21 protein-coding genes and 1 other RNA gene are annotated in these 19,136 nt (G+C 43.7%); 15 read left to right on the forward strand and 7 right to left on the reverse strand.

Translation table 11 applies throughout. The annotated features are described in order from the left end of the window. The first annotated feature begins 1 nt into the window (after nt 1). From FTT86_RS00540 to FTT86_RS00550, 3 genes are all read left to right on the forward strand, one after another. Nucleotides 2–709, forward strand: a complete 708-nt coding sequence (locus tag FTT86_RS00540) for a GntR family transcriptional regulator (protein WP_180180377.1) — start codon at nt 2–4, stop codon at nt 707–709. A gap of 319 nt (nt 710–1,028) precedes the next feature. Further along, nucleotides 1,029–2,315: a sorbosone dehydrogenase family protein gene (locus tag FTT86_RS00545; RefSeq protein WP_257229611.1), complete on the forward strand. Its 1,287-nt coding sequence runs from the start codon at nt 1,029–1,031 to the stop codon at nt 2,313–2,315. Nucleotides 2,316–2,621: 306 nt separating this feature from the next. Then, nucleotides 2,622–2,783, forward strand: coding sequence for a YqaE/Pmp3 family membrane protein (locus FTT86_RS00550; protein WP_138742663.1), 162 nt, complete (start codon nt 2,622–2,624; stop codon nt 2,781–2,783). Nucleotides 2,784–2,992: 209 nt separating this feature from the next. Here FTT86_RS00550 and ssrS read toward each other — a convergent pair. The 3 genes from ssrS to FTT86_RS00565 form a co-directional block, all read right to left on the reverse strand. Beyond that, a non-coding RNA gene (gene ssrS / locus FTT86_RS00555) (6S RNA) lies at nt 2,993–3,176 on the reverse strand. A gap of 97 nt (nt 3,177–3,273) precedes the next feature. Next, nucleotides 3,274–3,561 carry a cell division protein ZapA gene (locus tag FTT86_RS00560; protein ID WP_004279505.1) on the reverse strand — a complete coding sequence of 96 codons (288 nt, stop codon included), beginning with the start codon at nt 3,559–3,561 and terminating at the stop codon, nt 3,274–3,276. Then, nucleotides 3,558–4,115, reverse strand: coding sequence for a hypothetical protein (locus FTT86_RS00565; RefSeq protein ID WP_004279506.1), 558 nt, complete (start codon nt 4,113–4,115; stop codon nt 3,558–3,560). The genes FTT86_RS00560 and FTT86_RS00565 overlap by 4 nt, the downstream gene beginning before the upstream one ends. 64 nt (nt 4,116–4,179) lie before the next feature. Between FTT86_RS00565 and FTT86_RS00570 the strand changes: the two genes are divergently transcribed. From FTT86_RS00570 to FTT86_RS00600, 8 genes are all read left to right on the forward strand, one after another. Then, nucleotides 4,180–4,812, forward strand: a complete 633-nt coding sequence (locus FTT86_RS00570; RefSeq protein ID WP_071850619.1) for a UPF0149 family protein — start codon at nt 4,180–4,182, stop codon at nt 4,810–4,812. Nucleotides 4,813–4,941: 129 nt separating this feature from the next. Continuing rightward, entirely contained in the window at nt 4,942–6,276 is a 1,335-nt protein-coding gene (gene pepP / locus FTT86_RS00575) for a Xaa-Pro aminopeptidase (protein WP_071850620.1), read from the forward strand. Between the two features lie 292 nt (nt 6,277–6,568). Continuing rightward, complete coding sequence (locus FTT86_RS00580; RefSeq protein WP_005107468.1) at nt 6,569–6,808, forward strand: DUF378 domain-containing protein; 240 nt, start codon at nt 6,569–6,571, stop codon at nt 6,806–6,808. A 528-nt stretch (nt 6,809–7,336) separates the two neighbouring features. Further along, nucleotides 7,337–7,705, forward strand: a complete 369-nt coding sequence (locus FTT86_RS15980; protein WP_249449794.1) for a GNAT family N-acetyltransferase — start codon at nt 7,337–7,339, stop codon at nt 7,703–7,705. A gap of 72 nt (nt 7,706–7,777) precedes the next feature. Next, entirely contained in the window at nt 7,778–7,906 is a 129-nt protein-coding gene (locus FTT86_RS15985) for a hypothetical protein (RefSeq protein ID WP_257229609.1), read from the forward strand. 105 nt (nt 7,907–8,011) lie between these two features. Beyond that, nucleotides 8,012–9,220, forward strand: coding sequence for a 2-octaprenyl-6-methoxyphenyl hydroxylase (gene ubiH / locus FTT86_RS00590; protein ID WP_071851816.1), 1,209 nt, complete (start codon nt 8,012–8,014; stop codon nt 9,218–9,220). Beyond that, on the forward strand, nt 9,217–10,464 hold the full coding sequence (locus FTT86_RS00595; RefSeq protein ID WP_180180379.1) for an FAD-dependent monooxygenase: 1,248 nt from the start codon (nt 9,217–9,219) through the stop codon (nt 10,462–10,464). Before ubiH ends, FTT86_RS00595 begins: the two co-directional genes overlap by 4 nt. A 174-nt stretch (nt 10,465–10,638) precedes the next feature. Then, nucleotides 10,639–10,893: a hypothetical protein gene (locus tag FTT86_RS00600; RefSeq protein ID WP_005246889.1), complete on the forward strand. Its 255-nt coding sequence runs from the start codon at nt 10,639–10,641 to the stop codon at nt 10,891–10,893. Between the two features lie 90 nt (nt 10,894–10,983). Here the strand turns inward: FTT86_RS00600 and rsmI are convergent, their stop codons facing one another. Next, nucleotides 10,984–11,826, reverse strand: coding sequence for a 16S rRNA (cytidine(1402)-2'-O)-methyltransferase (gene rsmI, locus FTT86_RS00605; protein ID WP_180180380.1), 843 nt, complete (start codon nt 11,824–11,826; stop codon nt 10,984–10,986). 10 nt (nt 11,827–11,836) lie between these two features. Here rsmI and FTT86_RS00610 point away from each other — a divergent pair, with 10 nt between their 5' ends. The 4 genes from FTT86_RS00610 (at nt 11,837) to FTT86_RS00625 (ending at nt 14,914) form a co-directional block, all read left to right on the forward strand. Beyond that, entirely contained in the window at nt 11,837–12,796 is a 960-nt protein-coding gene (locus FTT86_RS00610) for a penicillin-binding protein activator (RefSeq protein ID WP_180180381.1), read from the forward strand. 11 nt (nt 12,797–12,807) lie between these two features. After that, nucleotides 12,808–13,224: a YraN family protein gene (locus tag FTT86_RS00615; RefSeq protein WP_180180422.1), complete on the forward strand. Its 417-nt coding sequence runs from the start codon at nt 12,808–12,810 to the stop codon at nt 13,222–13,224. Nucleotides 13,225–13,356: 132 nt separating this feature from the next. Next, nucleotides 13,357–14,043, forward strand: a complete 687-nt coding sequence (locus FTT86_RS00620) for a BON domain-containing protein (RefSeq protein ID WP_180180382.1) — start codon at nt 13,357–13,359, stop codon at nt 14,041–14,043. After that, nucleotides 14,033–14,914, forward strand: a complete 882-nt coding sequence (locus tag FTT86_RS00625; protein WP_180180383.1) for an alpha/beta hydrolase — start codon at nt 14,033–14,035, stop codon at nt 14,912–14,914. Before FTT86_RS00620 ends, FTT86_RS00625 begins: the two co-directional genes overlap by 11 nt. A 106-nt stretch (nt 14,915–15,020) precedes the next feature. Here FTT86_RS00625 and nudC read toward each other — a convergent pair whose 3' ends face one another. The 3 genes from nudC to dnaQ all read right to left on the reverse strand — a co-directional run bounded on the left by nudC (nt 15,021) and on the right by dnaQ (nt 18,954). Continuing rightward, entirely contained in the window at nt 15,021–15,797 is a 777-nt protein-coding gene (gene nudC, locus FTT86_RS00630; protein WP_071851824.1) for an NAD(+) diphosphatase, read from the reverse strand. Beyond that, nucleotides 15,797–17,440 (reverse strand): chemotaxis protein, encoded by a 1,644-nt coding sequence (locus tag FTT86_RS00635; protein WP_180180384.1) that lies wholly within the window; start codon nt 17,438–17,440, stop codon nt 15,797–15,799. Before FTT86_RS00635 ends, nudC begins: the two co-directional genes overlap by 1 nt. 125 nt (nt 17,441–17,565) lie before the next feature. After that, a complete protein-coding gene (gene dnaQ / locus FTT86_RS00640; RefSeq protein WP_071851828.1) occupies nt 17,566–18,954 on the reverse strand; it encodes a DNA polymerase III subunit epsilon in 1,389 nt (462 codons plus the stop codon). Between the last annotated feature and the right edge of the window lie 182 nt (nt 18,955–19,136).

A 19,136-nucleotide genomic window follows, 5' to 3' on the forward strand; every position in this document is an offset into this window, starting at 1 on the left:
TATGACCCTTGTCCCTAATCCAGCCACTAAAGCGACCGGAAAAAGCTCAGACAATCTGTCTGAGCTGGTTTTCCAGAAAATTAAAAATGACATTTTTGACTTTAAACTCATGCCGGGAGAACGGTTTACCGAATCAGAAATTGCTGAAAGCTATGCCGTAAGCCGTACACCCATTCGGCAAGCCTTATATCGTCTGCAGCAGGAAGGCTATGTCGAGGTGCAGTTTAGAAGTGGCTGGCAGGTTCGGCCACTGAATTTTAAAGCCTATGAGGAGTTATATGATCTGCGAATTTTGCTGGAATGTTATGCAGTCGAACAACTTTGTCAGATGCCTGAAGATCAGTTGAAAGCCGCTCTGGAAATTTTGATTCAAACCTGGTGTATCAAGCCAGAACAGTATCTCTATGATCTCAGAAAGTTATCCGCACAAGATGAAGCATTTCATTGTCATTTGGTATTTGCAGCCGGCAATGCGGAAATGGCGAAAATTCACAGTGAGATCAGCGAGAAAATTCGCATCATACGCCGTCTGGATTTTTCCAAGGATTATCGGGTTACAGCTACCTATGCCGAACATCAACAGATTTTAAAAGCGCTGCTTGCACAAGATGCAGCGTTCTGTCTCTCTATATTAGATGCCCATATCCGGCACAGTCGTAATGAGGTGAAAAAAATTACGCTAGAAATGTTGTCCTCTAGTCCTGCGTAAGTTAGTCATGATGCATGAGCTTTAAGAAATACAGACTAGATCAAAATATAGAACTAACTTTAGAAATTACGCTAAGCACAGACTGAATGGCTTGGCATTATTTCATTTAAAGATATAAACTGCTTTTTACAACAAGAAAAACATCAGACCTGACTCAAAATTGATAAACAATTCATAACCAGAAAAAACAAGAACCCGCTAGTGGCATCTCAAATTGTTTTTTAAAGTAAGTTGAGGATGATAATAACAAGAGATAAAAATGCTTCATCAGCCTATTCAACTTTTACTTACAGGTGCCAGCTGTGCACTTCTCCTAACCATGACTGGATGTACCATGCCTTCCAAGTCGCCTATCAATGACAGTTATGGTTCCCAGCCACATTTGCCCAAACCAAAATCAAGCTTGCTGCCTACGGTCAATATTGCGCCTGCTAAAGGTTGGCCTGAAGGTAAAATGCCGACACCTGCGACAGGTTTAAAAGTTCAGGCATTTGCCAAAGGGTTGCAGCATCCGCGCTGGCTGTATGTATTGCCGAATGGTGATGTACTGGTGGCCGAAACCGATGCACCGCCCAAGCCCGATGACAGCAAAGGGATCAAAGGCAAAATTATGAAATGGGTGATGCAACGTGCCGGCTCATCGCATCCCAGTACCAACCGCATCAGTCTGCTTCGCGATACCAATGGAGATGGGGTAGCTGAACAAAAAACCGTATTATTACAGAATCTCAATTCTCCATTTGGCATGGCGCTGATTGGTAATACATTGTATGTAGCCAATACTGATGCGCTGATGCGCTTTCCTTATCATAACGGGATGACTCAAATCACAGCAGCCGGTACCAAGGTGCTGGATTTACCGGCAGGCCGTTTAAACCATCACTGGACCAAAAATGTCATTGCCAATCCTGCAGGCAATAAACTTTATATCACAGTGGGTTCCAACAGCAATGTCGCTGAAAATGGCCTGGATCAAGAACAAGGCCGGGCACTGATCATGGAATTTGACATAGCTAGTGCTCAAGCACGACCTTTTGCTACCGGACTGCGTAATCCGAATGGGATGGATTGGCAACCCCAGAGTGGCGCACTCTGGACGGTGGTAAATGAACGTGATGAACTCGGTAATGATCTGGTTCCTGATTATCTGACCTCTGTCAAAGAAGGCGCTTTTTATGGCTGGCCCTATAGTTATTATGGCCAACATGTAGATACGCGGGTCAAACCGCAAAACCCTGCGCAAGTTGCGCGGGCAATTCTACCGGATTATGCATTGGGCAATCATACTGCATCATTGGGCTTGGCCTTCTATAAGGCAGATCTGATGCCTCAATATCGAAACGGTGCGCTGATTGGCCAGCATGGTTCATGGAACCGCAAACCGCACAGTGGCTATAAAGTGATTTTTATTCCCTTTCAAAATGGACAACCGATGGGCCCACCTCAAGATATCTTGACTGGATTCTTAAGCGATCAGGGCGATGCATATGGGCGACTGGTCGGTGTGGCGGTAGATTCTTCAGGTGCCATTTTGGTTGCTGATGATGTCGGTGATGTGATTTGGCGAGTATCACCCTTGAGTACACCAGCTACAGTAAGTAAATAAAGGTCTAAGGATTCAGGGTTTTATTCAGATCCAGACCTGTTGGAGAGCAAAGTTGAACCAAAGACTGTTTCATTCAAACGTCAATATTTTGATTGAAAATATGCAAAGGCTAGCGGATTTAAAATAATTTTTAAGCTTCATTTAAGCTGGCTGAATTAGGCTATCTGGATATTTTTAAGCGGGATTACAGCATGTACAGAGATTCTGCTGATCCTATTAAAAATATCTAAATCTAAGTGCCAGTTTTAAGTGCCAATAAAAACTGGATATAAAAGTTAGAACGTTGCAAAAAACAGGATTTTAAGAATGAAATCAATTATTGCATTTATTTTCCCTTGGTCATTATTTATGACCATTCATCGACCAGCCGAAGCGACAGTGTGCTTAATGCTTCAAATTTCGATTTTAGGCTGGATTCCTGCTGCAATCTGGGCGATGCATACTTTGTATCGGGATAAAATTGTCTAAAAATAGGAAAATAAGTTACTGAAAGATTGTTTGATTTTGACGGAAGTAATTAAAGCTCTATATTTTTTATAGCGAAAGATTTTTTTCGCATTCCAGATGATGAATACATCGATAATATGAATCTAGAGGAATGTTCGAGAGAAATACTACAAAATTAAAATAAGAGGAAATTCGGGAAAAATTATAATTATATTTTGAAAAAGAAATTGAAGTACTCCGAAGATGCCGCTGCATGTGTCGTTACCCTGAACCCGATGAGTTCAAGGAGGATGCGACGTATACTTGCTGGGTTTCCCATACGGAGATGGGCATACACTCTAAATATACAGAACACACCCATAAGTGTTAGTATCGGCAGGGGAATAGACCCGCTGGCGAACACCTCAGAGTTAAGTTAATTATAAACAATAATCCCGGTGTGGCAACTCTATGCTGTTCATGAACTGTAAACAGTTCGGTCGAATGTCCGAAGTTTAAACAAAATTCGAGATTATTCAGTCAGTTCTTCAACTTCTTCTAAAATAGTTTGTAACAAACGCTCGCAATGCGCATATTGTTGCAGTGATCTATTCATATTCAAAACCTCCTGCATCAGCTCAAGTGCCACCATAATAATCAGCTTACTAGGTTCCATGCGTGGCGCTTTACGGCGAAATTCATCATATTTGTCATTCAATAACTGTGCTGCGCGCTCTAATTCTTCCTGCTTGTCAGGAGTAGAGGCCAGACGGAAACTATGCCCCAATACTCTGAGATCAATTGCAATTTGTTCACTCATGATGAGGCTTCCTCAGTCGCTTCAGTCGGATGGGCCAGTTGTTGAATTTCCTGTGCGTGATGATCCTGCGCAGTACCGAGAATCGCCAGACGTTGAATAATCGCTTCAACCTTGGCTTTGGCATTTTCATTTTTCTGGGTTAAGCGTTCAGATTCCTGAGTCAGACGCTGAATTTCCTGCTGGGCATGACGCTGTTCAAGGATCATCTTTTCCTTAACTACGCGCAGCTCATTTCGTTCAGCCAGAATTTCCTGAAAACGGTTTTTCAGATCGGTACAGCTTTTTTCCAGACGGCCATAACGGTCTGCCAGTGCAGTTGCATCATTATTGAGCAGTTGAAATTGGGCACGAGAATCCGTCAGCTGTTCAGTCAGATTTTCATTTTCTTGTTGTTTTTGCGCAATCACGCTGTTCTTTTGTTCAATTTGCTGTTGATGTTGCATCATTGAAGAGTCTTGCTCTTCGCGCAAACTGGAATTTTCACTTTCAAGCCGTGCAAGTCGCGTTTTTAACACGCCGATCTGCACTTGTAGACGCTGTAATTCTTCTAACATATCGAGGTCGCACAGTGTTGCAAACAAAGGTAATATATAAGCAGTATAAAGATTGGATAAACGAATGCAAGACGATATTTCAGGTTGGACCGAATGGCACCGCAATTTTTCTTCAATTGAGGAAATTTCTAGCCCTAGCGAACTACATGGTTTGCTGACTGGCATTGTTTGTGTCACCCAGGCGCCAAGCAGTGAAGAGTGGTTACAGATTTTAGAAACACTGGATGTACCTGAACTGGATGCCGAAGCATTAGAGTTGTTGGCGGGCGAAGCTGAAGATGTGTTCCATGCATTGTCTGAAGATGAGCTGGATTATTTACCTTTGCTGCCTGATGATGAGCATGTGCTTTCAGAACGCGTACAGGCTCTGGCGGACTGGTGTGCAGGCGTGGTCTTAGGTTTCGGACTGGCTTCAGGACATATCCGTCAGGATGAAGTTGAGCTGATTGAACATTTACAAGATGTAGCCGCAGTTGAATTTGAAGACTCAGACGATGATGCTGAAGGTGAAGAAAGCTATCAGGAATTGTACGAATTTGTGCGTCTGATTCCTGTCAGTCTGTCTTTAGGGCGTAAAAAGGTCGAAGTTGAAGAAACGCCACTCTTACAGCAATTTAGTCAAAAAAATCAGCCTAAAGTCGCTACTACAGAAGCGCAAAGTGTAGTCGAGATTTTCTCGCCTAAACGTCTAAGCTGATGAAATGCTGAGGTGAGTCATCACCTGCTTGAAATCAGGCATATATTTTGCTGTTTACAGTGAAATCTATAGTCTGATTTCAAGACTATATTCTAAATACAAGTATTGATCGATAAGAAGTAAGGTGTAATGAAGAAATTGACACAGGCAGTTTTTGAGGAGCGTCGCGCAATCCTCGCAGGGGAAATCGGTTTACGCAGTATCGCTATTATCGCGACCAGTCCGGTAGCCATGCGTAACCGTGATGCAGATTATAAATACCGTGCAGACAGCAGTTTCTTCTATTTAACCGGATTCGCGGAACCTGAAGCTGTGGCTGTGATTGAAACCTTTGACACTGAAGAAGAAGGCTATAGCTACAGTTTGTTCTGTCGTGAACGCAACCGTGAAATGGAAATCTGGAATGGCTACCGCGCGGGTATTGATGGGGCTATTCAGGATTATGATGCAGATGAAGCCTATGCGATTGATCTGCTGGATGAAGAAATCTTAGAAAAGTTACAAAATAAAGATCAGTTATTTTATCGCATTGGACAGCATGCAGAGTTTGATGCGCGTGTCGCCAAATGGATTGCGACTGCAAGTGGTGAAAGCCGTCGTGGGACTTCTGCGCCAGCGCAAATAATTCAGCTGGACCGTATTGTCGATGAAATGCGTCTGCATAAAGATGCAAATGAAATTGAACTGATGCAGATTGCTTCCGATATTTCTGCTGATGCACATACGCAAGCGATGCTAGCAATACGGCCGGGCATGATGGAATATGCGCTGGAAGCCGAGCTGAATTATATCTTTGGCAAAAATGGCGGTGTTCCGGCCTACAACAGTATTGTCGGTGGTGGTGAGAATGCCTGCATCCTGCACTATGTAGAAAATGACAAAGAACTGAAAGATGGCGATTTAGTCCTGATTGATGCTGCAGCTGAATATCAGCTTTATGCTTCAGACATTACCCGTACCTTTCCGGTAAATGGTAAATTCAGTCCGGAACAGAAAGCCTTATATAACGTAGTACTGGATGCTCAAATCGCTGCGATCAATGCCGTGCAAATTGGTAACTCGTATAAAGAACCTCACAATGTTGCAGTGCGTATTTTGGTGCAGGGTTTGCTCGATCTTGGCTTGATGCAGGGTAATATCGACGAGATTATAGAAAAAGAAGCTTTTCGTCAGTTCTACATGCATGGTACGGGACATTGGCTCGGTATGGATGTGCATGATGTCGGTGCTTATAAGGTGGACGGTGAATGGCGCTCGTATGAAGAGGGTATGGTCGTGACCGTTGAGCCGGGTCTTTATATCGCGCCTGATGATGAAACAGTAGATGCTAAATGGCATGGAATTGGCATTAGGATTGAAGATGATGTGGTGGCCACTGCAAATGGCCCGCTAGTTTTAACCGCGAAAGTCGTCAAAACGGTAGAAGAGATTGAGGCATTAATGGCGAAAGCCCGCGCTGCCTAATCCAAGAAAAATACAGAAAGCCGGTCGCGAAATCGGCTTTTTTTATGACATTTCTATGCCATTTTAAAAAAGAATTCCTAGCTATATCGAATCGATCAAAAAGTGACTTAGCTTACGTTTATCTCGAACAAGTCAAATAAAACTAACCTAAGTAAAATTTACAGCTTAAAAATTGACAGGAAGTCAACACAGAAAATCCGTTTTTAGCATCAAAGCTACATATTAAATGGGCTGAGATTCTCATACTTTCTCTGATCCTTAAATAAACTTAAATAAGAGCAGGAGAACACTTATGAGATTAAATACGATTGACTGGATTGCTTATGCTTTAACAATCATTGGTGGCATCAATTGGGGCTTAATTGGTGCATTCGATTTTAATTTGGTCGCTGCGATCTTTGGTGATATGAGCGCCTTATCTCGAATTATTTATGTATTGGTTGGTTTGTCGGCATTGTACCTAATTTATACAGGAACAAAGTTGGGTAAAACAGTACACCACACAGATCATCATACCAATATTGTGCGTTAAGCTAATTCTCCTGGGCGAGTTGCTTGCAAGATAGGGTTCATGTCTTCGATTAGCTTGTCGAGAGGATAGAAATAGTGTGGAAGATGAAGAAACCTCGGTATATTTCCGGGGTTTTTTATATAGGTGTTTATAGGTTATTAATAGAATCATCCTCAGATCTACAACAACACTTAGCTAAAGATTAATGATTACTATCATACAAATAAGATTAGGTTGTACATGGTTGGATAAATTTTTTTTAAAATATCTGTTAGCTAAAAAATCGAGTTATATTTATAAAACTCTCTCAAAATAAGAAAATAATAGTGATTGAAAATGGGCCTTCTGCTCCTGACAGTGATTATCAGCTTATTTATAAATGGCTTGATTCACAATTTTATCATTCAGGATTTACCAGTAGCAATATGTATTCAAAATTGTGCGAAGCGAGTAGATCGAGTTATACCAATTTGACTAGGTTTGCGATCGAATCGTATAAGTGCCAAATGAAATTACAACATTCCGTTTTTTAATGCTGAGTTGATAAAAGTGAGTATAAATATTTTAGTTGCTGAATTAAAGACAACTCGGTTGGAGTTAAGAGCATATAAAGTTGGAGATGAATTTTTATTATTCCAAGAGTATTGTGGCGACGTTGAAGCATCAAAATATTTACAACGGCAGGTGCATACAACAGTCAGTCAAACTCAACAGATGTTGCAGAAATGGGCGTTAAGCTATTGGCAGCAACCGAGTGAAGGATTTTCATGGGTGATTGCTGAGCGAAAAAGTCATCTGGCAATCGGGTTACTAACGATCATTCAACAGCAAAATAACAGCCTTGAAATTCATTTCGGACTTGGTCCTCGATTTCAGGGTCAGGGCTATATGCTTGAGGCGATGAAAGCGGTGATTTAGTATTTTAGACAATATCTTACATTTAAATCACTGGATACTTTCTGTGATGCAGAACATATACAGGCACACCAAGTGCTGTTAAAGACAGGGTTTGAAATCGTTGAACGGATCAATGCCTATACTGTATTGCCGAAGTTGGGTACTGAAAAGCGCGATGTCTTGGTTTTTCAATATAGGCTGGATCATCATGAAGAAAACTAAATAAAACGAATCATTATAAAAATTTAAAGCCTTGAGGTAAGATAAAACCAGTATACGTTTTATGTAATTCGCCATAGATGCGAATAAACAGATAAGGAAGTAAGCATGCAACAAGAAGTCATCATTGTCGGTGGTGGGATGGTCGGCTTAAGCCTCGCACTGATGTTGGCGAAAACCAATATTACAGTCAAACTTTTGGAAGCCATTAAATACCCAAATTATGATGATGAAAATCTTGTGCCATATCATTCCAGTTTTGATGCACGTAATAGCGCCTTGTCACGTCGTAGCGTACAAATCTATCAGGAGCTTGGACTTTGGAATGCCTTGCAAGAACATGCTACCCCAATTCTGGAAGTGAATATTACCGAACAGGGCAGTTTTGGTAAGGCTCGACTGAAAGCCGAACAGGAAAAAGTCGAAAGCTTTGGTCAGGTCATTGAAAATGCCTGGCTCGGTCGTGTACTGCTGACCCAAGTCAAAAAAGAGCCATTGATTGAACTGATTGATGGTGTTCAAGTGACATCCCTTATCCAAGATACAGACTTTGCTTATATCGAAGCTCAGCGTGGTGAATCGTCACTAAAATTACAGTCCAAACTGGTTATTGCCGCCGATGGGCGGGATTCTTTCTGCCGTAAAGCCTTGGGTATTGGTGCGTCAGAACATGATTATGATCAGGTTGCGATTGTGACCACAGTACAAACTTCAAAGCCACATGCTCATGTGGGCTTTGAGCGTTTCAGCCATTTAGGGCCTTTGGCACTTTTACCACTACCGGGTGAGTATCGTCGTTCAGTGGTCTGGCCAGTGAAAAAAGGTACTGAAGGAGAATGGTTGGGGGATGAAAATGACCAGCATTTTCTGGATGCCTTACAGGAAACGTATGGTGATCGTGCCGGAAAATTCCAGAAAACCGGAAAACGGTTCAGTTTTCCATTGTCTCAAGTGTTAGCCGAAAAACAGGCTGTTGGCCGTGTCGTATTGATGGGCAATGCTGCCCATACGATTCATCCGGTCGCTGGTCAGGGTTTTAACCTGTGTATGCGTGATGCGCATGTATTGGTGCGTTACCTGAAAGAACAGCAGGTACAAGGCGCAGACTTGGGCGATGCTGGAATATTACAAGACTATGAAAAATCTCGTCTCAGTGACCAGCAGCGTGTGATCAAGTTCTGTGATTCAGTGGTACGTGGCTTTAGTAACCAGAATCCATTTTTAAAGCTGATGCGTAATACAGGTTTAATCGCTTTTGATACGATTCCTGGCATCAAGCCACTCGTTGCAAATTATGCCATGGGGTTAAAAGCATGAGCTTAAATCAAACTAACGAAATATTAGACGTCGTCATTATTGGTGGTGGGCTGGTTGGTGGACTTACAGCGCTTCTGTTAGCTCAAGGTGGTGTGCAGCCTACAGTTCTGGATGCAGCGCCAATTCTGGATGCAGATAAAACTTTGCGTGTGGCCAATCCGCGTGTTTTGGCTTTAAGTCAGGCAACCATTCACCTGTTAAAAACGGTGGGTGTCTGGGAAAATTTAGTACGCCAGCAGCCTTATACTGGTATGCAGGTGTGGAATAAAAATGGCTATGGTGAAATTAATTTTGGCCAGTCTTCAGAAAAAACACCATCGGTAGAGCAGGCTTTAGGCTCGATGGTGGAGCCCAGCATTCTGAATCTGGCCATTCAGCAAAAGATGCTGGAAAATGTTCAAGATTATAGAACACAAGTCAAAGTCAGCCGTGTTGAACGTGGAGTCGGTGTGTGGATCATTCATCTGGCTGATGGTACACAACTCCAAACTAAACTGGTGATCGGCGCAGATGGGGCCAATTCCTTTGTCCGTGAGCAAGCTTTCATCGATATTGATGTACTGGACTATAAACAGGCGGGGATCAGCTGTGCCATTAAAACAGGCCAGCCACATCAACATATGGCACGTCAGATTTTTCTGGAAACTGGCCCTCTGGCTTTTCTACCTATGGCCAGCCTTAATCCGGAAGAGCAGGGACACTGGCAATCGATTGTCTGGACTTTGCCAGAGGATTATGCCGAAGAATATGCAGCGTTGTCAGATGCTGAGTTTACCCAGCTATTAACCCGTGAAAGCCAGCATATGCTGGGTGAAGTATTGCAGGCGACACCACGTGCCACTTTCCCTTTAAAAGCCCGCGCCGCCCAGCAATACGTTCAAGATGGTTTAGCACTGATTGGAGATGCCGCACATGTCATTCATCCACTAGCAGGTCAAGGGGTGAATATTGGCTGTCTGGATGCTGCCGTGCTTTGTGATGTTTTGCTGCATGATCAGGCGCGTGGCGTATGGGCACATGAGCAGACCCTAAAACGCTATGAGCATCGCCGTAAAGGTCAGAACGATGCCATGATGCACAGCATGTCTGCGATTGGCTGGATGGAAACCACTTTATTCTTCCCGATGGTTTGGGCACGCAATTTCGGCCTGAAACAGGTAGAAAATCAGCCCATGTTGAAAGATGCATTTATGGCGCAGGCCAATGGTCTGGGTTTACTTAAAGACACACGCTATGCAGCTTAAGACAGAAATGTAAATTTTTTAAACAAACACCAATAAAGAGTAACGATTTTGTTTAAAAAAGATACGATTTTTTGATGTTTGGTACTAGGCGAAGCCCAAAGAGATTGCTAAATTTCACTTAATTCGACACCTGGCTTGGAATACCAAGCAAGCGCCATTTTTGGGGAGATGCAAATGACAGACATGAATGATTATGATGACGACGTTGAAGATTCAATCGTTGACGATGATGAAGCAAAAGCAGCTGAAAAAGGCGCAGCAGATAGCACAGAGGTCGTCAATGATACCGATCTTGCAGAAGCTGAAACCTTAACCGTCACTGCAAAGTTAAAGAAACGTCAGGCACTTGAAGACGAAATTGCGGCTTTCCTTGCCAATGGTGGTCGTATTGTTGAAGTCCCAGCAGATGAATCAGTAGCCAAAGAATAAGTTATTGATTAACTTGTTTCTTATAAAAAACACCACATTCAATGTGGTGTTTTTTTTGCAAATCCAAACGTAATAGAAAATCTAAAGCAATTAGTCGTTTGCCGAAGTCAGTTCTAAAGCACGTTGATAAGCGACTTTCTTTTTGATTCCGGTTAAATCTGCCGCCAGTTGTGAAGCAGCTTTGACCGAAAGGTCCTGTAATAGGCGATTCAATAATTTATCCAGCTTTTCCTGATCCAGATCTTTTTCTTCGGTGGCACCGCCAATCACCAGAACAATTTCGCCTTTTTGCTGATTGTGATCATTGCTAATGAATTCCACCAATTCACCCAAGGTCATTTTCTTGATAGTTTCAAAAGTCTTGGTGATTTCTCGCGCAAAACCGACCGGGCGATCTGCTCCGAAAACGCTGGCCATATCTTTAACGGACTCCAGAATCCGGTGCGGTGCTTCATAGAAAATTAAAGTCTGGGTTTCATCTTTCAGTTTTTCCAGATTCAGCAGGCGCTGACTTTGTCTGGATGGCAGAAAACCTTCAAAGCTGAAGCGGTCACTCGGCAAGCCAACAGCACTTAAGGCAGCAATAGCCGCACAAGCACCAGGTACAGGAATCACGCGAATATTATGCGCTTGTGCAGCACGGACAAATTTAAAGCCAGGGTCGCTAATCAGGGGAGTGCCAGCATCACTGATCAGGGCCATATCTTCGCCATTCAGCAGGCGCTGGATCAGCTGATCAAGCTTGTTGCTTTCATTATGCTCATGGCAAGCGGTCAGAGGTGTTTGAATATTAAAGTGTTTAAGCAATTGTGCTGAAGTTCGTGTATCCTCGGCAGCAATAAGACTCACCGACTTTAACACCTGAAGTGCACGATAACTAATATCATCTAAGTGCCCGATTGGAGTCGCAACAACAAATAACTGAGCACTCATAGGTTTCTCCATGTGGAATAAATTGAATAATAAAAAATGGAAGATTAAAAATAAAATATTGGGCTTGTGTTTAGTCAGCTACATCAGCAGCGTACAAGCAGAAGTGCTGATCATTCTACCCGAATCCGGGCCTTTGGCGCGAGCTGCATCGAGTATCAAACAGGGTTTTCTCAGTGCTTATGCTACTTCCGGGCAGAAAGTTCCATTAAAATGGGTCAATTCCGATCAGAAAAATATCTCCCAGCTACTGAAACAGCATGTCAATAAAAAGACCAAAATGGTGGTGGGTCCATTGGCACGTAGCGATGTGGAACAACTACTCAAGAGCAAACCTAAAGTACGTACCCTCAGCCTGAATGATGTAGCCGGGTCATCACCCCAAGTCTGGCAATTCAGCCTGTCCAAAAAAGAAGATGCCGCTGCCTTAAAAACCTTATTGCACAAAGATGGAATTCAACAGCTGCTGATTTTACGCCAGCCGGGCAGTGAAGCCGAGCATGAACTGTTGCTGATGTCATTGTTCAGTCAAAGTGATCTGAAATTCAAGATCGTGAACAAGACGCCCATTTTTTTAATGCCAAAACAAGGGCTGTTATACCTCGGCAATGCAGAAGGGCTGGCTGCCATACCTGAATTAAGCCATAAACGGATGTATACCGTAGCCAATGCAATTAGCGAACAGCACAAACCTCCACAAGGGATCAAGTTCTGTGATGTACCTGTGCTTTACTTGGCTGAATGGCCGGATGTTCTACAGGCTTATGCCCAGGAACCGGTCAATATGTCCTATCAGCGGCTGATTGCCTTCGGTGGCGATGCCTGGCAGATCACCCAGCAGTACCTGTCACAACCGCGTTCACAGAATATTGAATTTCAGGGTAGAACTGGCCGGATTGAAATCACGGACCACAGTATTCAGCGTAGTCCACAATGTTTTCAGTATAGTGGCACAGGCGTCAAGCTACTATGAGCGAAAGAGGAATGCTACGACAGCAACTAGGTGCATGGGCGGAGCAGCAAGCGGCCCAATTGATGCAAAACCATGGATTTCAGTTCCTGGCAGCCAATTATCACAGTCGCTATGGCGAGCTGGATCTGATTCTGGTACGTGATCAGGAGCTGGTCTTTGTGGAAGTCAAAGCACGTGCACAAACCCGATATGCGCAAGCGATCGAGTCTGTTTCCAGAGCGAAACAGGGCAAAATGCTCAAGACTGCGATGTGCTTTATTCAGAAAAATCCACAATTTGCACACTATTACTATCGTTTTGATGTGATTTGTTTTGATTTTAAACAGCAATTTGCAAAAACCATACAGCATGACTTTTCGCAATACCCTTATGATCTGGAATGGATTGAAAATGCTTTTACTTTTGATCAAGAGTTTATTAACCTTTGAACAAAATAAGGTCTAAAGATGCTTATATTTGCTTCAAGATCATTGTAAATTTCAAGCAGAATTGCCATGATCTTAGCTTGGAAAAGATGATTAGATTGAAAAAGACGTAATAAAATGAAGGAGTCTTGCTGAGTGGTTAAGCGTATTGCAATAACAATGCTGTGTGTCGCAAGTTTATCAGGTTGTGCAAGTTTTATTTCCAGCGGCACAGGTACGGCTCCTGTCGGGACTGAAAGTGGGGCGCGTACCTTGGGGCAGGTATTTATTGATTCCTCAATTGTCCGCACTGCAAAAATTAATCTTTATAAACTGGATTCGCGCTTCAAGCAGGCCCGGGTCAATATTGAAAGTTTCCATGGTAATGTTTTGTTGACTGGTCAAGTGCCAGATGCTCATTTAAAGCAATTGGCTGAAGACAATGTCAAATCCATGAGTGATGTCAAAGCGGTACATAATTTTATTACTGTAGGCAATCAGATCAGCTATAGCACCATCATGCAGGATACTGCGGTGACTGCAAATACCCGTGGCTTGATCATGAAAGCGACTGTGGTAGCGGATAGTAAAGTGCATGTGCATACTGAAGATGGCGTACTGTATGTGATGGGTCGTTTAAATGGTGCCGAGATTGCTGACCTGAATCAGGTGTTACAACAGGTGGGTAATGTCACTAAAATTGTGACCCTAATTGATAATGTGGAGCAATATTCAAGTCTGGCTAATCAAAACTTTGCCGCACCGGCATATGCGCAGCCGGGTATTGAACAGACGCCAGTGGCGATTGATCCTGATACGGTTGAACCAACCGATGCTCCATAAGGTCGGCCAGTTTAAAACCCAACTCTCACAGCGTATTTTGCAGTTTCAACAGCACTATCAAGATTTCCGGTTATACGATTTTGGTAGTTATGCTTTAAATCGTTTAACCCCGAAACAGGGCTACACGGTCGAAACACAATTGGCCTATGGTCTGAAATCCCGGCAACGCTTTGACCTGTTTCGAAGTCAGCAGCCTTTGCCTCATCGTCCCCTGATTGTGTTTGTACATGGCGGTGCCTGGTTGCATGGCGATAAAAAGGATTACCAGTTTATCGGTGAGGCTTTTGCTAAAGACGGCTATGATGTGGTGGTGATGAATTATCATCTGGCGCCACAACATATTTTTCCGACCTATATTCATGATCTACATTTATTGCTCAATCATTTGCAGCAGTCAGCTGGACAGTTGCAGATCTGTGCAGAAAATCTGGTCCTGATGGGACATTCTGCCGGGGCATTCAATGTCATGTCTGCCTTGTATCATCCGCAATCTGCCAGCATTGATCACAATCAAATCCGGGCGATTATTGGTCTGGCGGGGCCTTATCATTTTGATTACAAAAATGATCCGATCTGTGCCGATGCATTTGATCAGGCGGTGCCTTATCAGCAGGTGATGCCTTATTATTTTGTTAAAAATAGCTCAATCCGGCATTATCTGTTTATTGCCGAAAAAGACAAGATTGTTGGGCATTTCAATAGCCAGGATTTGGACCGCGTACTGAAAGAGAAGGGCAATCATAGCCATCTGATTCAAATTCCGAAACTTGGTCATATTGCGATTGTGGGTTCACTCTCCAGTTTGTTTAGCCGGTTTTTCCAGACCAAGGCACAGGTGCTTTGGGCGCTCGAGGATGCATTTAAATCCTGATACTGATATGTTAGTTTAACCAAGCACTAGATAAAAAAGAATCCAGTGGATGATCTCCCCTGGATTCTTTTTTTGAGCCGTTGGGCTAAATCTTTCAAATACAGATTTACAGCCAGGTCTTGGTGTCGTCTGCGACGGGCGTACCTTGAGTCACATGCATGATCATGGCATGGGCAATACTGCCTTTAAACGGAATTTCAGGCAGCTGATCGAATTTAAAGAATTGCGCATCGCTAATTTCTTCTTCCTGCAGCTGTAGCTCACCGCCAGCATATTCTGCCTTGAAGGCAATCATCAGATTGCTTGGGAAAGGCCAGGGCTGGCTGGCCAGATACTGAATATTCTTGAGTTGTAAGCCAACTTCTTCTAGCGTTTCACGACGTACTGCATCTTCCAGCGTTTCACCCACTTCAACGAAACCGGCAATCAGTCCATACATCTGGCTTTTAGTATTACGTGCATTTTTGGCCAGCAGAATCTCGTCTTTGCCTCGGGTAATGACGGTAATAACGCAAGGCTGTACCCGTGGATATTGCCGGTAGTTGCAGGATGGGCAGACCATGGCATATTCAACAGCATGCGCTTCAGTCGCTGTACCGCAATGACTACAGAACTTATGGTTACGACGCCATTCTAAAAGTTGTACTGCGCGGCTGGCCTGTTCGAATTGCTGGGTATTCCAGAACTGTAACAGCTGACGGATGGGAACCAGTTGCAAGCCTGCAGGAATCGGCTCATCGGGAAGAAGATCACGGGCAATCACCTGATCACCCGTGTGGAGTAGCAAATCACTTGCTAAGGCTTCAACCCGTGGAAGTTGAAAGTGTTGATCGACCAGCAGTTGCTGTTGTTGAAAAATATAAGCAAGTGATAATTTGGACATTAGGCAACTATTTTGAGTTTCTCACTACTGTCCAATGCTACCTGAAACATCGCCTGTAATACAGGCTGTTTGTTCTTTAAGTTATCAATCATCATGTCGGCACTGGCCAGGGTGTCTAAAGCAGGATGAATTTCTTCCGGACTTAATGCAATCGACAGATCAATACGGTTCTTGATGAATTCTGCAGTGGTGGTGAACGCAGTACGAACATGTTCTGCATTCAGGAACAGCATCGCGCCGCCAATCTCGCAAAACTGTACAGGAACAGGTTCGAGGGCAGTCAAGTCATGATCTTGCAGGTAATTGCTGAGAATCTGGCTAGAAAGCTCGATCAGGGCCTTGGTTTCTGTGAGTAAAGCAGCGTGTGCTTCATCCAGACGGTCCAGAGAAATATTCATGTTGTTGACGCGCAGCTGCAAGCGGCTCGAAGTGTGATGACGTTCCAGTACGCCAATCGAGTTCATGGCAGACAGAATGACATTCATCAACTGCTGGGCAAAGCTGGCATCCTGCATCATCTCCGGCTGGCTCAGTGAAGCGGCCTGACGGGTCAGGTCATGATAGGCTTCATTCAGGTTCAATACCTTGAAGATATTCGCCAGATTATTCAGTTGTGCCTGCAGTTCCTGAGTCTTTTCAGGCGTCATGTTCTGATAGTTGAACTCGATGTCATTACGAATTTGCGCCATTTCCGTGGTCACCAATTCGCTGATGGTATGCATGGTTTCAAAGTCTGGGCCATACAGATGGCGACTGAAGACCTGTAATTGCATATCGGTCAGCAGGTCATCGCCCACATTGAGCTGGCTACGGATAGATTGCGCAGTTTCATCTTCCTGACTGATACACAGGCTGAGCACATTGGCCAGATCAGCCAGCGAAGCCTTGAAACTGTCTGCCGAGCTAAAATACTGTGCCATGTTACGTTCAATGCTCACCAATGTGCGTAGGCGTGGCTCATTAATCAGCAGGTGATCAATATTGTTCAACGTGACATAGACCAGATTCCAGTACTGCTTGCTGTCATGTTGTTCTGCAAGTCCGGCCAGATAAGCCCCCACCAGTTTGATGGCTTGCAAATCCCGTTCACTTTCTTCCTGATTGATCAGCTTGTTGAGTGACAGCTTATACAGACGGTGTACATATTGGGATTTTTCCAGACTTGGTGCCTGTGGCAGCGCAAAATCAGGAGTGATGCAATCTAATAACGATTCTACATGCTGACCTTCAGTCGTCAGTGGTTTACCTAAAGCCAGTTCCAAGCGGTTCAGGGTATCCAGCAAAAACTGTGGAATTTTTACTTCACGCAAACAGATAAATTCGATATAGCGTTTCAGCATAGTGGTGCCTTCACTCAAGGCGATCACTTCTTGAGTATTGACCTGCGCCGGATTCCCCATAATCTTGCGCATTAATTCTGCTGAATATTGAGCGACTTTTGCCAGACTGGACATGTCGATGAGTGCCAGAACCTGGGCGCATTGTTCGAACTGATTTAATGCATCATCAATACCAAAAGGTAAAGTCTGGTCTTCTACCAAGGTGCTTACTGCTGATTCGACTAACTTGATCGAGTTATCAACCTCATTTTTTATTATCAGTAAAGCTGTTGGATCAAAATGTATAGAGGTTTGGTAAGACATGATCTGCACCTTTCCTGGAGTATTATCTATATATGAGCCCCACTTTAAACTACGGGGCCTCTTTGTATTTACTATAACTGAAGAACGATAGTTTTAAACCTAAAGTATCCCCGGAAATGTAGATTTTATTTCGCGAAAAGGCAAGCAGTTCCATGTTTTTCTTCGAATTGTTTGACCCAATTCTCATGTTCTTGCAGTTCCTGTTCTGACGGAAGAATTACCGGTAATTCAATTTCAACTCTGGCCATCCCTGAGCGGCTGTTCTGGTCTTCAGACTGAGACAGGGCATCGATATCAAAAGACACCTGTCCACCGGTCATCGCCAGATAAACATCGGACAGGATTTCCGCATCGAGCAAGGCACCGTGGAAAGTACGGTCACGTTGTGGAATCTCGTAACGGCGCACTAAGGCATCCAGCGAATTTTTCTGCCCGGGATGCTTGGACTTGGCCAGTGCCAAGGTATCGGTGACGTCACAAACTTCGGAGAGTGCTTTAAAACCTGCACGTTTGAATTCCATATCCAGGAAGTTCATATCGAAGGTCGCGTTATGCGCAATAATTTCCGCGCCGTGTAAATAGTCAAACAGCACTTGAGAAATTTCTTCAAACAGCGGTTTGTCTTGCAGGAATTCGTCGGTGATCCCGTGGACATTGACAGAATCACCGACAGGTGTTTTCGGATTGATATAAATATGAATCGAGCTGCCGGTCAGTTTGCGGTTAATCATTTCCAGCGCGCCGACTTCAATAATCCGGTCACCATCCTGATAATAAAAACCGGTGGTTTCAGTATCCAGAATCAGTTGTCGTGGGCCATGCAGCTGTAACTTGGCCGGTGTAATGACAATTTGCGGATGTATCTCAGTCGAGGCAGATGCGTCTGAAGATGAAGCATCTTCATTGCTGTCCGTTGCTAAAACTTCAGTCTGTACAATTTCTTCAACAGTCACTTCGATGATTTCTTCCGGCAGGTCTTCCAGCTCTTCTTCTTCGCTCTCGGCCAGATCCAGGCCGAAAGGATCATCTAGCAACCAGTCGGGTTCAGATTTTTTTTTATCTTCAGAGATTGAAGGGCTTTGCTTGGATTTTTTCAGGGTTTCATCAGCACCCAGATTGGCCAGCTGATCGGCCATTTCATTGCCCGGATGTCCAGCATGACCTTTGACCCAGTGCCATTCGATGTCACGTCCTTGACAGACTTCATCAAGTTTTTGCCACAGATCCGGATTTTTGACGTCTTTCCAGTTTTTCTTTTTCCAGCCGTGAATCCATTCGGTAATGCCTTGTTTGACATACTTGGAATCGGTATAGATCACCAGTTTGTCTTGCTTGTCACAAAACAGAATCCCTTCAATGGCAGCCGTCAGCTCCATACGGTTGTTAGTAGTATGATCTTCACCGCCACAGATTTTGTGTTCTTGTTGGCCATTAACAATGTACGCACCCCAACCGCCTAAACCCGGGTTGCCGCGACAGGCGCCATCAACATAAAGTGTGATAGTGTGTGACATAGATTAAATCCGATCAAAATAGAACAAGCTGGAAGGCTTATTGTATAGCGCAAATGCAGTCGATCAATCTATATGTCCAGGATTTTTTAATTTCTTGTAACATTTAACGTGAAATCGCGGTAAATTATTGGCTTGAGTCTTCGACATGCTTCACTACAATGGCATATCTAAAAAATAAATTT

Origin of the sequence: Acinetobacter sp. YH01021, assembly GCF_013420255.1 — a bacterium.
Classification (GTDB): Bacteria; Pseudomonadota; Gammaproteobacteria; order Pseudomonadales; family Moraxellaceae; genus Acinetobacter.